General features: G+C 72.4%; 14 protein-coding genes and 1 pseudogene. 3 read left to right on the top strand and 12 right to left on the bottom strand.

Annotated elements, in window-relative coordinates; translation table 11 throughout:
* Positions 1 to 127: 127 nt before the first annotated feature.
* Positions 128 to 2,251: a glycosyltransferase family 39 protein gene (locus ACZ4SW_RS18060; RefSeq protein ID WP_468243920.1), complete on the top strand. Its 2,124-nt coding sequence runs from the start codon at positions 128 to 130 to the stop codon at positions 2,249 to 2,251.
* A 23-nt stretch (positions 2,252 to 2,274) separates the two neighbouring features.
* Here the strand turns inward: ACZ4SW_RS18060 and ACZ4SW_RS18055 are convergent, their stop codons facing one another.
* The 10 genes and pseudogenes from ACZ4SW_RS18055 to ACZ4SW_RS18010 form a co-directional block, all read right to left on the bottom strand.
* Positions 2,275 to 2,997 (bottom strand): DUF4232 domain-containing protein, encoded by a 723-nt coding sequence (locus tag ACZ4SW_RS18055; protein WP_468244401.1) that lies wholly within the window; start codon positions 2,995 to 2,997, stop codon positions 2,275 to 2,277.
* A gap of 327 nt (positions 2,998 to 3,324) precedes the next feature.
* The gene (locus ACZ4SW_RS18050; RefSeq protein WP_468243917.1) at positions 3,325 to 4,293 is read right to left on the bottom strand and encodes an aldo/keto reductase; all 969 of its coding nucleotides are present in this window, start codon (positions 4,291 to 4,293) and stop codon (positions 3,325 to 3,327) included.
* Between the two features lie 204 nt (positions 4,294 to 4,497).
* Complete coding sequence (locus ACZ4SW_RS18045; RefSeq protein WP_468243915.1) at positions 4,498 to 5,127, bottom strand: MBL fold metallo-hydrolase; 630 nt, start codon at positions 5,125 to 5,127, stop codon at positions 4,498 to 4,500.
* Positions 5,127 to 6,215, bottom strand: coding sequence for an S-(hydroxymethyl)mycothiol dehydrogenase (locus tag ACZ4SW_RS18040; protein ID WP_468244398.1), 1,089 nt, complete (start codon positions 6,213 to 6,215; stop codon positions 5,127 to 5,129). Before ACZ4SW_RS18040 ends, ACZ4SW_RS18045 begins: the two co-directional genes overlap by 1 nt.
* Before the next feature lie 218 nt (positions 6,216 to 6,433).
* A pseudogene (locus ACZ4SW_RS18035) lies at positions 6,434 to 6,676 on the bottom strand (MarR family winged helix-turn-helix transcriptional regulator); the annotation flags it as partial.
* The gene (locus tag ACZ4SW_RS18030; RefSeq protein WP_468243912.1) at positions 6,670 to 7,317 is read right to left on the bottom strand and encodes a TetR/AcrR family transcriptional regulator; all 648 of its coding nucleotides are present in this window, start codon (positions 7,315 to 7,317) and stop codon (positions 6,670 to 6,672) included. The pseudogene ACZ4SW_RS18035 and the gene ACZ4SW_RS18030, both read right to left, overlap by 7 nt.
* 2 nt (positions 7,318 to 7,319) lie before the next feature.
* Positions 7,320 to 8,534, bottom strand: coding sequence for a cytochrome P450 (locus ACZ4SW_RS18025; RefSeq protein ID WP_468243909.1), 1,215 nt, complete (start codon positions 8,532 to 8,534; stop codon positions 7,320 to 7,322).
* Between the two features lie 231 nt (positions 8,535 to 8,765).
* On the bottom strand, positions 8,766 to 9,605 hold the full coding sequence (locus tag ACZ4SW_RS18020) for an alpha/beta fold hydrolase (RefSeq protein ID WP_468243906.1): 840 nt from the start codon (positions 9,603 to 9,605) through the stop codon (positions 8,766 to 8,768).
* A 237-nt stretch (positions 9,606 to 9,842) separates the two neighbouring features.
* On the bottom strand, positions 9,843 to 11,300 hold the full coding sequence (locus ACZ4SW_RS18015) for an aldehyde dehydrogenase family protein (RefSeq protein WP_468243903.1): 1,458 nt from the start codon (positions 11,298 to 11,300) through the stop codon (positions 9,843 to 9,845).
* 127 nt (positions 11,301 to 11,427) lie between these two features.
* Positions 11,428 to 11,721: a hypothetical protein gene (locus ACZ4SW_RS18010; RefSeq protein ID WP_468243900.1), complete on the bottom strand. Its 294-nt coding sequence runs from the start codon at positions 11,719 to 11,721 to the stop codon at positions 11,428 to 11,430.
* Between the two features lie 181 nt (positions 11,722 to 11,902).
* Here ACZ4SW_RS18010 and ACZ4SW_RS18005 point away from each other — a divergent pair, with 181 nt between their 5' ends.
* Positions 11,903 to 12,268, top strand: coding sequence for a nuclear transport factor 2 family protein (locus ACZ4SW_RS18005; RefSeq protein ID WP_468243897.1), 366 nt, complete (start codon positions 11,903 to 11,905; stop codon positions 12,266 to 12,268).
* Positions 12,269 to 12,406: 138 nt separating this feature from the next.
* Here the strand turns inward: ACZ4SW_RS18005 and ACZ4SW_RS18000 are convergent, their stop codons facing one another.
* On the bottom strand, positions 12,407 to 13,066 hold the full coding sequence (locus ACZ4SW_RS18000; RefSeq protein ID WP_468243894.1) for a TetR/AcrR family transcriptional regulator: 660 nt from the start codon (positions 13,064 to 13,066) through the stop codon (positions 12,407 to 12,409).
* 155 nt (positions 13,067 to 13,221) lie between these two features.
* Between ACZ4SW_RS18000 and ACZ4SW_RS17995 the strand changes: the two genes are divergently transcribed.
* Positions 13,222 to 14,475 carry a YncE family protein gene (locus ACZ4SW_RS17995; RefSeq protein WP_468243892.1) on the top strand — a complete coding sequence of 418 codons (1,254 nt, stop codon included), beginning with the start codon at positions 13,222 to 13,224 and terminating at the stop codon, positions 14,473 to 14,475.
* Here the strand turns inward: ACZ4SW_RS17995 and ACZ4SW_RS17990 are convergent.
* Positions 14,468 to 16,336 carry a cellulase family glycosylhydrolase gene (locus ACZ4SW_RS17990; protein WP_468243890.1) on the bottom strand — a complete coding sequence of 623 codons (1,869 nt, stop codon included), beginning with the start codon at positions 16,334 to 16,336 and terminating at the stop codon, positions 14,468 to 14,470. The genes ACZ4SW_RS17995 and ACZ4SW_RS17990 overlap by 8 nt on opposite strands.
* Positions 16,337 to 16,340 lie beyond the last annotated feature (4 nt).

Genomic DNA, 16,340 nt, shown 5'->3' with positions numbered 1-16,340 from the left:
CCTGTGCGTCTCATGCAACACGGCCACGGAATGCCTACTTCTTCATAGTCGGATCATCCGGTCGCACGTGCCGCGCAACGGGCCGACGCGACGGTGAGAAGACAGCGGCAGTCCTGGAAGGCCACCCATGCCCAGCGCTCATCCCGAGCAGACCGCAGCGCGCGACGCGACGACGACGAGTACGGCGACCGCCGCCGCCACGGCCCGCCCGCGCGGCGGAGGGCCGCCTCCCCCGGGTCCCCGGCCGCCACGTCCGCGCTACGAACTCCCGGTGCTGCTGGCCATAACGGCGCTCGCGGCGGTTCTCTGCACATGGGGCATAGACCACAGCGTCTACCACACCTTCTACGCCGCCGCCGTGCGCAGCATGACCGACAACCCGGTGGCGTTCTTCTTCGGTTCGTTCGACCCGGGCAACTCCATCACCCTCGACAAGGAGCCGGGCTTCCTGTGGCCGCAGGCGCTGTCGGCCCTGGTCTTCGGCTTCCACCCCTGGGCGCTGGTCCTGCCGCAGGCGATCGAGGGGGTGGCCTGCGTCGTCCTCCTGCACGTCCTGGTGCGCCGCTGGGCCGGGGTCCCGGCGGGACTGCTGGCAGCGGCGTTCCTGACGCTCACGCCGGTGGCCGTGGGGCTGGGCCGGTCGATCGTGGAGGACGCGCCGTTCGTCCTGCTGCTGCTCCTGGCCGCCGAGGCGACCTGGCGGGCCGTCATGCGCGCCCGGCTGCGCACCCTGCTGGCGGCCGGCGTCTGGGTCGGCGTGGCGTTCCAGTGCAAGATGCTGGAGGCCTGGGCGGTGCTGCCGGCGCTCGCCGTCACCTATCTGGTGGCCGCCCCCACCACCGTGCGGCGCAGGATCGGCCATGTCGCGGCGGCCGGTGCGGTCGCCGTGGCGGTGTCGGCGTCCTGGGTGGCCGTGGCGACCGTCGTGCCCGCCCAGTCCCGGCCCTACATAGACGGCACCACCGACAACTCGGCCGTGGGCATGGTCGTGGGCTACAACTTCCTGACCCGGTTCACCTCGCTGGGCCTGGACGCGGCGGACACGGGCAGCGTGGTCGCCGGCGAGACGGGACCGGACCACGCGGCGGCCGAAGGCGGCCCGGGCGGCGGCACTTCCGCGAGCGCCGCCCCAGGCACCGGCCACACCGCGCGGCGAGCCCCCCGCAAGGGCCCGGGCATGGGCAACAGCGTGCTGAAGATGTTCAGCCCGGGACTGGCCACCCAGACGGGCTGGCTGTACCCGCTGGCCATGTGCGGCCTGCTGTGGGGTCTCGTCGCAGCGCGGCGCCGCCGTGCCGCCCGCCCCGATCCGGAGCTCGCCGGGTACCTCATGTGGGGCGTGTGGCTGGCCACCTTCTTCGCCGCGTTCAGCTTCGGCAGCGTCACCGGCCACACGTACTACATGGGCGTGGTCGCCGTGGCCCTCGCGGCGCTGAGCGGTCCCGGCCTGGTGCGGGCCTGGGCGGCGTACCGGGCCGGCGGCCGTCATGCCCGGGTGCTTCCCGCGGTGACCACCGCGAACGTCCTGTGGGCCGCGGCTCTGACGCTGTACTACCGTCACTTCTTCGGCTGGCTGGCTCCCGCCGCCGTCGCCCTGTGCGTCCTGTCCCTCATCCTCCTCACCGGCGTGGGCCGCTCCCCGGTGGCCCGTCGGCCGCGCATGGCCGTGGCGGGCCTGTCGGCCGGTCTGGCCGCGGTGCTCCTGATACCGGCCGCGTGGTCGGCCTCGGCGCTGTCCCCGCGCTACAACCAGCCCGGCGGCATGGGCAGGGTCGGGCCCGCCAGCCGCCCGGGGGGCGGCGGACCCAACCGGCTCACGCCGCCGCGCGCACGCCTCCTGGCCTATCTGACGGCACACCGGGACGGGGCGGAGTACCTCGCGGCCATGCCGGACTGGACCGATGCCGCGCCCTACGTCATCGGGGCCAACGCGTCCGTGCTGCCCATGGGCGGCTTCACCGGGCAGGTCCCCTACCCCACCCCCGACGGACTCGGCCGGCTCGTAGACTCCGGCCGACTGCACTACGTCGCCCTCCGGGACACACGCCCGGCAGGGCCGCACCGCAGGGCCGACGAGCAGGGGGGAGGGGGGCGGCACGACGCCACCGCGCAGCCCAACGGCACCGCCTCCCCCACCACGACCGCGATCACCCGCTGGGTCACGGCGCACTGCGCGCCGGTGCCGCCGACGGCGTACGGCGGCACCGGCTCCCTCCGGCTCCGGCTCTACCGGTGCGGACCACCACGGTGAGGGACCGGTCGGTTCAGGGCGGGTCAGGCGCCGGTGCCGGGCTGGAAGACCGTCAGACGGACCGCGGAGGAGGTGCCCGAGACGGGCACCGGACCGCCGGACCATGCCACCTTCAGGGAGGCCTTCTCGTCGGGCGGGGTGATCAGCATGGCCGCGGGCGTGGCCGCGCGGGCGCCGCTGACCTGCGGGTTGGAGAAGCTCAGTCCGGCCCAGGCGCTCCGGCCCGGCGCCAGTGTGACCTTCGTCGGGCTGCCCGGGCTGCGCTTGGGGTCCGGGCCCAGTTGCTTGCCGGAGGCGTCCACGAAGGCTGCGCCCGGGTAGCCGTCGATGGTGCAGGTGCGTCCTGAGCGGTTCGTCAGGACCAGGGGGAAGTTCTCCTGCCCGGCTCCCGGGTTGTTCGCCCCGACCGACGCGCGCAGATCGGACGTGTGGCAGCGGGTGCTGCTCGTGGTGCCGCCCCCGGTGGCCGCCGTGGAGGAGGCGGTGCGGGTGGCGCCCGGTGCCGCGGGGGTGGTGGAGGTGTCGCCCGTGCCGGTGGCGGTGGGGTCGCCGCTCGCCCGGTCACCGGTGGCGGGCCGGGCCGTGCCGGGCAGCGTCTGCGGAGCGCTGCCGGTGCCGTTTCCGCAGGCGGTGAGGAGGGTGAGGGCGGCGACCGCGCCCAGCGCGGACACCACGCGTCGTGCGGTCGAAAAGGAGGGCGAGCCGTCGTGGGCCGGACTCGTCGCGCCGCGCCGGAAGGTCTCCATGTCCATTGCTCCTTGGAAGTCGTGCCGCCCGTGCCGGGGGCGTGCGTGGTCGACGGTGCCGAGATGCCCGGTCCCTTCTGTGGGATGCCCGCTCACACGGAAAAGTTCGCGGTTTCGGCTCTGGCGCGATGCGTCCGGGTGTACGGCGGCGCGTTCCCCGGCGGGCCGGTGGCGCCGTCCACACTCGACGGGGCGGCCGGCCGCAGGCCCTGGAGCGGCTGGAGCGGCTGGAGCGGCTGGAGCGCGAACACCCGCACCTGTGTGAAGCCCGGCGCGAGGCGAGGGGCGGTACGCGGGCCGCGTACCGCCCCTCCGTCCGGCCGGCCGTCAGTGGCCGCTGATGGCGTGCGGCTCGTACGGCTCCTGGAGTGCCCGGATCTCCTTGTCCGTGAGCTGGACGTCGACCGCCGCGACGGCGTCGTCGATGTGCTGGGGCTTGGTGACGCCGACGATGGGCGCGGCGACGGTGTCCTGGTGCAGCAGCCAGGCGAGGGCCACCTGGGCGCGCGGGATGCCCCGTTCGGCGGCGACCGAGGCCACCGCATCGACGATGTGCCGGTCGCCCTCCTGGTAGAGCTTCTTGCCGAACTCGTCGGTGCGGCTGCGCTCGCTGGTCTCGTCCCAGTCACGGGCGAGGCGCCCTCGGGCCAGCGGGCTCCAGGGCAGGGTGCCGACACCCTGGTCCGCGCACAGCGGCAGCATCTCGCGCTCCTCCTCGCGGTAGAGGAGGTTGTAGTGGTTCTGCATGGAGACGAAGCGGGTCCAGCCGTTCAGCCGGGCCGTGTACTGGGCCTTGGAGAACTGCCAGGCGTACATCGAACTGGCGCCGATGTAGCGGGCCTTGCCCGCCTTGACCACGTCGTGCAGGGCCTCCATCGTCTCCTCGAGGGGGGTCGTGGGGTCGTAGCGGTGGATCTGGTAGAGGTCGACGTAGTCGGTGCCGAGACGGCGCAGGCTGTGGTCGATCTCCGTCAGGATCGCCTTGCGGGACAGGCCTCCGCCGTTGGGTCCGGACCGCATCCGGCCGTGCACCTTCGTCGCCAGCACGATGTCGTCGCGCCGGGCGTACTCCGCGAGCGCCCGGCCGACGATCTCCTCGCTGGTCCCGTCCGAGTAGACGTTCGCGGTGTCGAAGAAGGTGATGCCGGCGTCGAGTGCCCGGCGGATCAGCGGCCGGGAGGCCTCCTCGTCCAGGGTCCAGGTGTGGGTGCCGCGGTCGGGGACGCCGAAACTCATACAGCCCAGGCAGATCCGGGACACCTCGAGACCCGTCGAACCGAGCTTCACGTACTGCATACGACTCCTGCTTTCGTCGGAGCGGGGCGGGGCCGGGCGCCGCCGGCCACCGGGAGCCGACCGTCGTCGCCTCCCGGTGGCGCCGTCGCCCAGGACGACGTGTTCCCTGCCCATCCTGGGCACCGTTCAGCCGCGCCGCGCGGCGACGGCTTCCGGGGGCAGCGGTACCCCGTCGTGCCCGCCGGTTCGGGAAGTGCCGCCGGGTCAGTGGCCGCGCGCGATCCACTCCTGGAGGTGGGGGGCCTCGTCGCCGATGGTCGTCGTCTCGCCGTGTCCGGTGCGGACCACCGTGTCGGGCGGGAGGGTCAGCAGCCGGTCGCGGATCGAGTCGATGATCGTCGGGAAGTGGGAGTAGGAGCGTCCGGTCGCCCCGGGGCCGCCCTGGAAGAGGGTGTCGCCGGTGAAGACGGTGCCGAGGCCCGGGTCGTACAGGCAGACCGCGCCGGGCGCGTGGCCGGGGGTGTGCAGGACGGTCAGGTCGGTGCCGGCCGTCTCGATGACCTGGCCGTCGGCCAGCCAGTGGTCGGGCAGGCGGTCGGGGTGGGTGAGCTTCCACAGCGGCAGGTCGTCGGGGTGCAGCCAGATCTGCGCGCCGGTCCGTGCGGCGAGGGCGGGAGCGGCGTCGATGTGGTCGTTGTGGGCGTGGGTGCACACGATGGCGCGCAACCGCCGGTCGCCGACGGCATCGGCGATCGCGGCGGCGTCGTGGGCGGCATCGATGACGATCGCCTCACGGGCGTCGCCGACGATCCACACGTTGTTGTCGACGTCCCAGGTGCCGCCGTCCAGGGAGAAGGTGCCGGAGGTGACGAGGCGGTCGATGCGGGCGGTCATCACAGCATCACCACCGAGCGCAGTACGTCGCCGTGGTGCATCCGCTCGAAGGCCTTCTCGACCTCGTCGAGGGCGATGGTCTCGGTCACGAACTTCTCCAGCGGCAGGCGCCCCTGCAGGTGCAGGTCGATCAGCATCGGGAAGTCACGGGTGGGCAGGCAGTCGCCGTACCAGGACGACTTCAGGGCGCCGCCGCGTCCGAAGACGTCGAGCAGCGGCAGTTCGAGCTTCATCTCGGGGGTGGGGACGCCGACGAGGACGACGGTGCCGGCCAGGTCGCGGGCGTAGAAGGCCTGCTTGTACGTCTCAGGGCGGCCGACCGCCTCGATGGCCACGTCCACGCCGAAGCCGCCGGTCAGCTCGCGGATCGCCTCGACGGGGTCGGTCTCCTTGGAGTTGACGGTGTGGGTCGCGCCCAGTTCCCTGGCGATGGTGAGCTTGCGGTCGTCGATGTCGACCGCGATGATCTTCGCGGCGCCCGCCAGGTACGAACCGGCGATCGCCGCGTCGCCGACCCCGCCGCAGCCGATGACCGCGACCGAGTCCCCCCGGCCGACGCCGCCGGTGTTGATGGCGGCGCCGATGCCGGCCATCACGCCGCAGCCGAGGAGGCCCGCCACGGCCGGGGAGACGGACGGGTCGACCTTGGTGCACTGCCCGGCCGCGACCAGCGTCTTCTCCGCGAAGGCGCCGATGCCCAGGGCCGGGGAGAGCTCCTGCCCGGTCGAGGCGAGGGTCATCTTCTGCTCGGCGTTGTGGGTGTCGAAGCAGTACCAGGGGCGGCCGCGCAGACAGGCGCGGCACTTCCCGCACACCGCCCGCCAGTTGAGGACGACGAAGTCGCCGGGGGCTACCTCGGTGACGCCCTCGCCGACCGACTCCACGATTCCGGCGGCCTCGTGGCCGAGCAGGAACGGGAAGTCGTCGCTGATGCCGCCCTGTTTGTAGTGCAGGTCGGTGTGGCACACCCCGCACGCCTGGACCTTCACCACCGCCTCACCAGGACCCGGGTCCGGTACGACGATCGTCTCGACCCGCACCGGCTCGTTCCTGCCAGGGGCGATCACGCCGCGCACTTCCTGCGCCATGGTGCTGCTGCCTTCCGTCGGTGGTGCGGGCGCCGTGCGCGCCCGGTGCGGACCACTGCGGCCCACACACATGATCCTTGCGCGGCAGGCACGTCTTCTGCACGTATTCCGCGCCACGGAAGTCAGATCGACCGGAGTGGGCCGGCGGCGGAACCGCAAACCGCTCCCGGCCCAGCCGGCCGCGCACGCGCCCCTCCCCCGCCGGCCGGCGTGCCGGGTCAGGAGGACGGAGGGCGCGTGGCCTCGACGAGGTCCTGGACGGTCTCGTCGGCGGCGGCCAGGAAGTCGTCGGCCATGCGGTGGAACAGCGTGGCGAGCTGCCTCAGGTCCTCGGGCGACCAGGCGGTGAGGGCCGCCTGCATGCCGCGGACGCCCGCGGCGCGGATACGGTCGACGGCCTCCTGGCCCTGGGGGGTGAGCTCGATGCGCTGGGCGCGGCGGTCGTCCGGGTCGGTCACGCGGGCGTCACGGGTGCCAGCCAGAGGCCGGCGATCGCGTCGATCAGGCCGGTGGCGGCGTCGTGCCAGGTGGCCCGGGTGGTGGGCAGGCCCTCGGCGAGGGCACGTTCCCGTTCGGCGGGCATGTGCAGGATCAACTCGCGGGCCATGTACCCGCGTTCGGCACGGACCTCCGCAGGAAGGTCGGGGAGGCAGCGGCCCAGGCCGTCGAGCACCTCGCGCAGCGACGGGGAGGACAGGGACTCCTCGATCATGATGGCGCGCATGGCCGGGTCGGTCATCACCTGGGCGCAGAACCGCGCGAACCAGGTGGGGCTGCGCAGCGCCGCGAGGTGTTCGGCCGTGGGACGGACCAGGCAGGACACCCAGTCGCGTACCTCGGTGGAGCCGCGGGTGCCGACCAGCAGTCGCAGGCGGATCTCCTCGATGCGCCCGGTGTGCTGCCGCACGATCGCGCGCACCAGGTCGGCCTTGGTGCCGAAGTGGTAGCCGACCGCGGCGTTGTTGCCCTGGCCGGCGGCCTCGCTGACCTGGCGGTTGGACACGGCGTGCACCCCGCGCTCGGCGAACAGCCGCTCCGCCGCGGTCAGGATCAGCGTCCGGGTCTCGCTGACCTGCTGTGTCCGTACCGCCCTGCCCGCCATGATCACCACCGCACCGGGACTTCGCTCAGCCCTCCGACGATCAGTCCCTCGAGCCGCCGCAGTTCCTCGGCCGGAACGGCCAGGTCCAGGCCTGGAAGCCTACGCAACAGCACGTCGAGGACGGTCTGCAGTTCGGTGCGGGCCAGGGCCTGGCCCAGGCAGGAGTGCGGGCCGACACCGAAGGCGAGGTGCGGGTTGGGACTGCGGTCCAGCGCCATCTCGCCGGCGTCCTCGAAGGCGGTGTCGTCCCGGTTGGCGGCGGCCATGCTGCACATCACGGTCGTGCCGCGCGGCAGGACGGTGCCGCCGACCTCGACCTCCTCGCCGATGTAGCGCGGCATGCCGATCCCCGCGTTGGCGTCGAACCGCAGCGCCTCCTCCACCGCGGAGCGCACCAGCGAGCGGTCCGCCAGCAGCCGCTCCCAGCGGCTGCGGTCGGACAGCAGCATGGCCACCATCTTCCCGATCATGTTCGCGGTGGTCTCGTGCCCGGCGACCAGCAGGCCCCTGCCGGTGGCGACCAGTTCCCGGTCCGACATCCGGTAGCCGTCGGGTCCGGTGGCGACGATCAGTTCGCCGAGCAGGTCGTCCCCGGGTGCGGCCCGCTGGGCGGCGAGGTGCGCGGTCATGTAGGCGTTGAACTCGGCCTCCGCCTCGTCGACCTCCTCCTGGGTGTACCGGGTGAGGTTGAGCAGGGCGTCGGACCAGTACGAGAAGCGGTCCCGGTCCGAGTCGGGGACGCCGAGCAGGCCGCAGATCACCCACACCGGGAGCGGGAAGGCGAGGCTCGCCTTGAGGTCCGCGGGCTGCCCGCGCTCGATCATCGCGTCGACGAGCCGGTCGGCCATCGCCTCGATGCCCGGTCGCAGCGCTGCCATGCGCTTGACGGTGAACCACTTGCTCACCATCCGGCGCCAGCGCCGGTGCCCCTCGCCGCTCTGCGGGATCGCCAACGCCATCTCGTTGCTGAACACACCGCCCGACTCGGTGGCCGTGATACGGGCCGCGTCGTCGGCGTCGAGCCGCCGGGTGAACCGCTCGTCGGACAGGACCTGCTTGACGTCCGCGTAGCGGGTCAGCAGCGACGCCTCGTCCCCGCTGGGCAGGGTCACCCGGGCGACGGGGCAGCGCCGCCGCAGGTCGGCCCATTCGGCGGGCGGTTCCAGCGGTCCCTCGCTCCGCAGCGGATAGCTCAGTGGCTCCTGGGGAACGGTCACGGCTTCTCCTCCGATCCGGCGGCCCTCGTCCCTCAGGCAATCCCGGGCGGCGATGCAAGTCAAACGACTGCTTTAAGCGCGGCCCGGTGCAAGGCCGGGATTCAGCCGTTCGCCCGAGCCGCCACGGCGGTCCGCGACGGCACGGTCACCCCGGCCGCCGCCCGGCAGGTCATCGCAGGCCACCGGACCACCGTGTGCGGCCCGGCGCGGATGCCGGGTGCCGTCTGACTCTCAGGACGCGGCCATGAACTCCCGCAGGTCGGCCGTGAGCCGGTCGGCGTGGGTGACGAACAGGCCGTGGCCGGCGTTCTCGTAGACCTTCAGCGTGGAGTTCGGGGCGAGTGCGGCGGCGCGGCGCCCGGTCACGTCCAGGGGCGCCGAGACGTCATGTGTGCCGTGCAGGACGAGGAACGGCAGGTCGAGCTTGGCCAGTTCCGGGGCGACGTCCACGGTGACGACCGTCTCCTGGACCGCGCTGCAGGCACGCGCGGTGGAGGCGAGGCAGCGGTCGGACAGGTAGCGGACGTAGGCGGGCGACACCTCGTTGCCGGGCAGGTGGAGGGCGAAGAAGTCGCGCACCGCGTCGGGGTCGTTGAAGAACGCGGCCCTGTCCCGCTGACAGGCGGCGTTGACCGTCCGCATGACCGCCGGGTCCCAGCCCTCCGGGTTGTTCGCCGAGCGGGCCACGCCCGGAGCGATGCCGGCGACTAGGGCGACTCGGGCCACCCGGTCGGTGCCGTGGCGTGTCAGGCAGCGCACGATCTCGGCGCTGCCCAGCGAGTGGCCGATCAGAGTCGCCGCGCGCAGATCCAGGTGGTCGAGCAGGCCCTGAAGGTCGTCGGCGAGCGAGTCGAGGTCGAAACCGCCCCACACGTCGTCCGAGCGCCCGTGTCCACGCCGGTCCAGGACGACGCACCGGTGGCCCTCCGTGGCGAGCGGCAGCGTCTGGTACTCCCACATCTCCGAACCGAGGTAGCTGCTGGAGACGAAGACGGCCACGGGGCCGTCGGCCGGTCCGTAGTCCGTGAAGTGGAGGCGGGTTCCGTCGACGGGGCTGGTGAAGTACGGCATGGGAGACCTCCCGGAATCCGGTCGTCGGGCGAGTGGGTACGCCCTTGATGGTTCCGCAGGCCCCCGCGGGGGTCGATTACCTCCGGCGTCATGCCCGGGACGCTCGCCCCGGAACGCGGCCGTCTCGGCGGCGGGGACGGCCGCGGCGCAGGCGACGGCAGCCGCGGCCCCGCCGGGCACGACCGGGAACCCCGGACGCGGGCGGCCCGGGGCGGGGAGGAGCAAGGGCGTGCGAGGTCAGAAGGGGTAGTGGGCGTGCTGGGTGGCGATGGTGACCCAGCGGGTGTTGGAGAACGCCTCGATGCCCCAGCGCCCGCCGAAGCGGCCGTACCCGGAGGCCTTCACGCCGCCGAAGGGCGCGTGCGGTTCGTCGGCCACCGACTGGTCGTTGATGTGCACGATGCCGGTGCGGACCCGGCGCGCGACGGCCAGCCCGTGGAGGGCGTTCTCGGTGATGATGCCGCAGGTCAGGCCGTTCTCGGTGTCGTTGGCGAGGTCGGCCGCGGTGTCGTCGTCGGCGAACGTCTGCAGCACGCAGACCGGGCCGAACGACTCGGCGTGGTACAGGTCCGCCTCCTTCGGTACGCCGGTGAGGACGGTCGCCGGGTGCACCGCGCCCTCGGGCTCCCCTCCGACGAGTACCTCGGCCCCCTTGGCCACCGCGTCCCGCACCAGGCCGGCCACGCGCTGTGCGGCCGACGGGCTGACCAGCGGCCCGACCACGGTCTGCGGATGCGCCGGATCGCCCGCCCGCAGCGAGGCCACCTTGGCGGTGAACTTCCGCGTGAACTCCTCGGCGAGGGACTCGTGGACCAGGATCCGGTCGCCGGACATGCAGATCTGCCCTGCGTTCATGAACACACTGAAGGTCACCGCGTCGACGGCGTAGTCCACGTCGGCGTCCTCCAGCACGATCACCGCGTTCTTGCCGCCCAACTCCAGGACGGCGGGCTTGAGATGGCGCGCGGCCAGCTCGCCGATGATCCGGCCGACACCCGTCGAGCCGGTGAAGTTCACCGCCCGCACCCGCTCGTCGCCGATCAGCGCCTGAGCGATCCCGGCGGCGTCCTCGCGGGCGTTGGTGACCACGTTCAGCACGCCGTCCGGCAGTCCGGCCTCGCGCAGCACGTCCGCGACCAGCAGCCCGCACGCGATCGGCGCGTCCTCGCTCGCCTTGACGACCACGGTGTTGCCCGCGGCGAGCGGCGCCGCCACGGCCCGTACGCCGAGGATGACCGGCGCGTTCCACGGAGCGAACGCGGCCACCACGCCGAGCGGTTCGCGCACCGCGAGTCCGAGCGCGCCCGCCTCCTGGGCGCTGAGGACCTCACCGCGCGGGGCGGTGATCGCGGCCGCGGCCTCACGCAGGATGTTCGCGGCGAGGGCCACGTTGAAGTGGGCCCAGGGCCGGGTGCCGCCCGCCTCGTGCGCCATGATCTCGGCCACCTGTTCGCCACGGGCGTCGAGCAGGTCGGCCGCCTTGAGGAAGATCGCGCGGCGGGCGAAGGGAGCCAGGGCCGCCCAGGCGGGGAAGGCCGCGTCCGCCGCGTCCACCGCGCGTCGGACGTCCTCCGGCCCGGCGGCCGCGACCGTGGCGTACACCTCACCGGTGTAGGGGTTGACGTCGACGACGGTACGGCCGGACGCGGCGGGCACGTCCTTGCCGCCGATGAGCAGTTCGCGGGAGACGGGCACGGGCAGCCCTCCTGTTGTTCGCATAGTGAAACCAGGTTCACTGATCAGTCGCGATGCTGCGGCGGCCCTCCGGGAATGTCAAGGGCCCCCGGCCGTCGACGGCCGGGGGCTCGCACGGTTCGCCGCCCTACCGGACGGCCGGGAGCAGGCCCGTGACGGGTGCGACCAGATCGGTGGCCTGGTGGAGCTGGTCGAGGTCGTGCAGGTGGCTGGTACCCGCCAGTTGGCCGGACAGCCGCGGGATCTCGTTCCGGTGCTCCGCGGGGACGCCGCTGCGGGCCAGCGAGTCGAGCAGGGTGACCGGGTTGAGCCTGCCGGCGTCCGGGGTGGCGGCGGGTGCCGCGGTGGCCTGCGGAGCGCCGAGACCGGCCACGCCCACGGCGAGACCGACGGCGGCGACGATGCGTCGTGTTGAGATCATGCCTTCAGCAACGGCTCCGCACGGCCGCGGTCACGGGCCGCTGGAGCCGCTCACCCGAGAGGCGCATCCGCCCCGGCGCGTTTGCCGGGGTGCCGCGCCGGGTGGAGGCTCGAAGCAGAGGCCCTCAGCGGCCCGCCGCTCGCCGGGCCGCGGCCTTCCGAGGAGGTCGAAGGAGGTCACCATGGGCACCGCGGCAGACGCCGGCTTCGACACGGAGGCTCTGCGCCGGGGCATCGAAGGCGACGACACGACGGTTCTGCTGTCGCTCTACGCGGACGACGCGGAGATACGCGTCGTCGACCGCAACACCCAGCCGAGCCACCCCAAGGTCCTGCGCGGCCGGGACCAGATCAGCGGGATGCTCAGCGACGTCTACAGCCGTGACATGACCCATCACCTGGACCAGTGCGTCGTGCAGGGCGATCATGTCGCGTTCACCGAGTCCTGCGAGTACCCGGACGGCGTGCGGGTGCTGGCCAGCTCGATGGCCTCGCTGCGCAACGGCAAGATCGCCGAGCAGGTTCTCATCCAGGCGTGGGACGAGTAGGCGGATCACGGCCGGGAGGGCCCGGGAAGGCCCGCACCGGCCTTCCCGGGCCTTCCGGGCGCGGCCGGCAGCGGGCGGGCGCCCCCGGACTCGGCCGCTTCGACCGGTCTGCGCGGACGGGTGGCGTCCGCGGCGGGCTCAGGCGCCCGGCAGCCAGCCCGGTGGGCGCAGGATGGCCAGGAGCTGGCGGGCCAGTTCGTCCACGATCTCGTCCAGGGTGGCGTCCACCCAGCCGGCCCGCCAGTCGTGCAGCAGACCGTTGACGCTGCCGATGAACGCGGTCGCCGAGAGCCGGTAGTCGCGCGGCGCCGCCTCACCGCGCGCGGCGGCCCGCGCGGCCTCCGCACAGATGAAGTCCACCCAGCGGGACCGGCGTTCAAGCCGCTGCTCCTCAAGGCGCGGGCTGACGCCGATGATCTCGACGAAGGCGATGCGGATCCGGCGCGGATCGGAGGTGACGTTCGCGGCGTACGCCCGGAAGACCGCCGCGGCGCGCTCGGCGAGCGGCAGGTCGCCGGCCTCGGCGAGGGCGGCGGCCGCCGCCTGTTCCGCCCAGTCGTTGACCTGGAGGTGCAGCGCGGCCAGCACGTCCTCCAAGGTGCGGAACTCCTCGTAGAACTGACGAGTCGACAGTCCTGCCGCCTCGCTCAGCGCGGCCACCGTGGTGGACCGGTAGCCGGGGCTCGCGCCGAACATCTGGAGCCCCGCCTCCAGGAACCGCCGGCGTCGCTCGGCCTGCCGCTCCTCGGCCGTCCTGCCGCCGTACCGGCCCGTCGGCTGCTTGAGCCTGCCCGCCACCCGCTCCCCCTCGCCGTTCGATGATCAGTTCGCCTGTCGCTCAATTTTGTCGCGCCCCGAGTCTTGTGAAGAGGGTCGCCCTCTCCTTACTTTCCAGTAAGTCACTTTGAACTCAAGCGTGTTCAGATTCCAGACCCCAAGACAGGGACCCCACCATGCCTGTTCTCAGATCCCGGCACCTGTTCTGTCTCGTCGCCGCCCTGGCGCTGACCTCCGGCGGCACCGCGACGGCCGCCGCCGCGCGGGACTCCTCCTCCGCAGCGCTGCGCGAGGTGCTGTTCGTGGGCAACAACTGGGACGGCACCGCCGACGTCGTCAAGTCCACGGGTGACTTCTCGAGGGTCGGCCGGATCAACGTCGTCCCGGACAAGGCGCAGCGGCTGGCGGAGATCAACGCCGACCCCATCAAGTGGATCGCCTACATGACCGTCCGCAACCAGGTCGGCGAGGGCCACGACCAGTACGTGGACGACATGTACTCCACACCGGACGGCAGGTCGGTGGTCGTCTCCCGGCCGAGCTTCGCCGACGTCGTGTCGATCGACCTGGCCACCGACAAGATCAACTGGCGTTTCCCCGTGGCCGGTTACCGCGCCGACCACATGGCGGTCTCCCCCGACGGCACCAAGGTCGCGGTCTCCGCTTCGACGGCCGACAAGGTGCAGGTACTGGACATCGACACGGGCAAGGAGCTCGGGGAGTTCGGCACGGGCGACAAGCCGCACGAGAACTTCTTCACGAACGGCGGCAAGTACATCTGGAACATGTCCATCGGCGAGGTCACCACCTCGCTCGACGACCCGTCCGCGGACTGGACGAAGGGCGACCGCCACATCACGATCGTGGACGCCACCACCTTCAAGCAGGTCAAGACCATCGACATGCGCAGCCGGCTGGACGCGATCGGCCTGAAGGACTTCTCCGACGCGGTGCGGCCCGCCGCGTTCACCCCGGACTGGTCCAAGCTGTACTTCCAGGTGTCGTTCTTCAACGGTTTCCTGGAGTACGACGTGGCCGCCGACAAGATCACCCGGGTGAAGACGCTGCCCGCCGACCCGGCGACCAACCCGGACCGCACCACGTGGCTCCTCGACTCGCGCCACCACGGCATCTCGATGAACCCGGAGGGCACCAAGCTGTGCGTCGCCGGGACGATGGACAACTACGCGACCGTCGTCGACCGGGCGTCCCTCCAGGAGGGGCCGCTGGTCACCGCGTCCACGCCGTACTGGGCGACCGTGAGCGGCGACGGCAGGGACTGCATCATCTCCGAGGCCGGTGCCGACAAGATCACCGCGATCGACTTCGCCACCGGCCAGAAGGTCACCAGCGTGGACGTCGGCGACCACCCGCAGCGGGTGCGCCTGGGCCACGTCCCCGCCGACTGGACGGGCCCGTCCGCTAGCTGAACTCCTTGGCCGCCCAGGCCGCGAGCTCCGTCCGCGCCGCGCTCAGCAGGGACGCGGACGGAGCCGTCGCCCCGTTGGTGACCAGCGCGTAGTGCACGGCGCCCGTGTCGGAGGCGGTCAGCAGGAGCCGTTTGCTGCCCGTGCCGCCCGTCTCGTCGGCCACGGCGACCGGGGTCGACCTGGTGTAGGCGGGCAGGCCCGCCGTCGTGCCGAGGTCGGAGACCACGGTGGTGGACGCGGCCGGGAAGGAGGCCGGCAGATGCAGTTCCGTGGGCGCCGCCGAGCCGTTCGAGCGCCACACCAGCAAGCCGTACTGTCCCGATCCCACGAGTTGCGCCACGTTCGGCAGCGAGCTCGGTACCGGGTTCCAGGTCAGCGTCGTCGAGCCGTCCCGGGAGCGGTCCTCGTAGGTGAAGGCGACCGTCGTGCCGGCGGTGGCGCTCGGGTAGAGCCGGTCCAGCAGGCGTGCGTCCTGGCGCAGCACCGGGGCGCCCGAGGCGTCGAGCGCGACCGCCGAGAGGTCCTCGTCGTTCCAGGCGTCCCCGGAGGTGAGAACCTTGCCGGGGTTGCCGTTCATCAACTCGTGGTGACGGCCGTTGTAGAGGTCCCACTGCCACTGCGTACCGGACAGCACCGGGCCGGAGTCCGCCGGGTCGGACCACCAGTTCGCGCCCTTCACACGGGAGTCGAGCGCCTGGTACATCGCCTTCAGCACGGTCGGAGCCTTGTCGGAGACCGAGCCGGACAGCGGGTGGCCGAACTCACTGACGATCGCGGCCGTGCCCAGGGCGCCGGCGCGGTCGCGCACCGTGCCGAAGTCCGTGGCGTACTGCCCGTCTCCCGCCTTGCCCCACATGAAGACGCCGGAGATGGCCTTCTGGTCGTAGAAGTGGGGGTTGAAGACATACCGCGGGCCGATCGTGCCGGCGTCGAGGAGACCGCCGTCCTGTTTCTGGGTGGAGATGTTGGCGTTCCAGAAGAGGTTCGGCTCCACGAAGGCGGGCTTGTCCTGCCAGCCGGCCGCGTCCATGCGCGCGCGGAACCTGGTGTAGAAGGGCCAGAGCACGTCCCGTTCCCAGGTGCGGCTGCTCTGCCCGCTGTCGTAGGTGCCCGCGTAGGGCTCGTTGAACGGGTCGAACCCGACGACCCGCTCGAACTCGTCGCCGGCCAGGTGCTGCCGGAGGTAGGCCATCGTCTGCTGCGCGGTGGCGAGGAAGGCGTCCTGCACCCCGTACGCGTTGTGCCAGAAGTCGTACGACGCCTTGGTCACCGCCTGGTTCTGGGTGATGTTCTGACCCCAGAACAGGCAGATCCCGCAGGACTCGGCGGGGTAGTTCCCGGCATCCACGGCCCACTTGGGGGCGCCGTCGCCGGTGTACCAGCTGCCCTCGTTGAAGAGGTGGCGGGAGTAGAGGTCCTGGTGGAAGTCGGGGTAGACGCGGATGCCGGCGTCGAGGAACGCGCGCATCTGGTCGGTGACCGCGGCGAGGTAGGCCGTGTCGACCTGGCCGCGCACCGGCTCGGCATGGGCCCAGGAGAGCAGGAACCGGACCGTGTTGCCGCCGCCGAGCGTGCGCAGCGCGGCCGCCGACTTCCGGGCGTCGGCGACGGAGGCGAACGGCAGTCCGCTGTTCTCCTCCAGCTTGGTCTCGCCGGAGACGTTGTAGCCGCGCAGCACCACCTCGCGGCCGAGGCCGTCGGTGAAGCGGCCGCCCTGGACGGTGAGGGCGGCGGACGCCTGGGCGTCGAACCAGAGGGAGTCGGGAAGGGAGTCGGCGGCCGCGGGCCGGGCACCCGGGGCCGCCAGGAGGCCGGTGAGAGCCACGAGAACGCCGCACAGACGCACGCGTAACTTTGCCATGCAC

This window comes from Streptomyces sp. NPDC028331, from assembly GCF_055565775.1.
This window is presented reverse-complemented; position numbering and strand designations above follow the sequence as displayed.

Coding starts and splice junctions, on each gene's coding strand:
- ACZ4SW_RS18060 (WP_468243920.1), top strand. CDS start 128: ATGCCCAGCGCTCATCCCGAGCAGACCGCAGCGCGCGACGCGACGACG.
- ACZ4SW_RS18055 (WP_468244401.1), bottom strand. CDS start 2,997: ATGGAGACCTTCCGGCGCGGCGCGACGAGTCCGGCCCACGACGGCTCG.
- ACZ4SW_RS18050 (WP_468243917.1), bottom strand. CDS start 4,293: ATGCAGTACGTGAAGCTCGGTTCGACGGGTCTCGAGGTGTCCCGGATC.
- ACZ4SW_RS18045 (WP_468243915.1), bottom strand. CDS start 5,127: ATGACCGCCCGCATCGACCGCCTCGTCACCTCCGGCACCTTCTCCCTG.
- ACZ4SW_RS18040 (WP_468244398.1), bottom strand. CDS start 6,215: ATGGCGCAGGAAGTGCGCGGCGTGATCGCCCCTGGCAGGAACGAGCCG.
- ACZ4SW_RS18030 (WP_468243912.1), bottom strand. CDS start 7,317: ATGGCGGGCAGGGCGGTACGGACACAGCAGGTCAGCGAGACCCGGACG.
- ACZ4SW_RS18020 (WP_468243906.1), bottom strand. CDS start 9,605: ATGCCGTACTTCACCAGCCCCGTCGACGGAACCCGCCTCCACTTCACG.
- ACZ4SW_RS18010 (WP_468243900.1), bottom strand. CDS start 11,721: ATGATCTCAACACGACGCATCGTCGCCGCCGTCGGTCTCGCCGTGGGC.
- ACZ4SW_RS18005 (WP_468243897.1), top strand. CDS start 11,903: ATGGGCACCGCGGCAGACGCCGGCTTCGACACGGAGGCTCTGCGCCGG.
- ACZ4SW_RS17995 (WP_468243892.1), top strand. CDS start 13,222: ATGCCTGTTCTCAGATCCCGGCACCTGTTCTGTCTCGTCGCCGCCCTG.
- ACZ4SW_RS17990 (WP_468243890.1), bottom strand. CDS start 16,336: ATGGCAAAGTTACGCGTGCGTCTGTGCGGCGTTCTCGTGGCTCTCACC.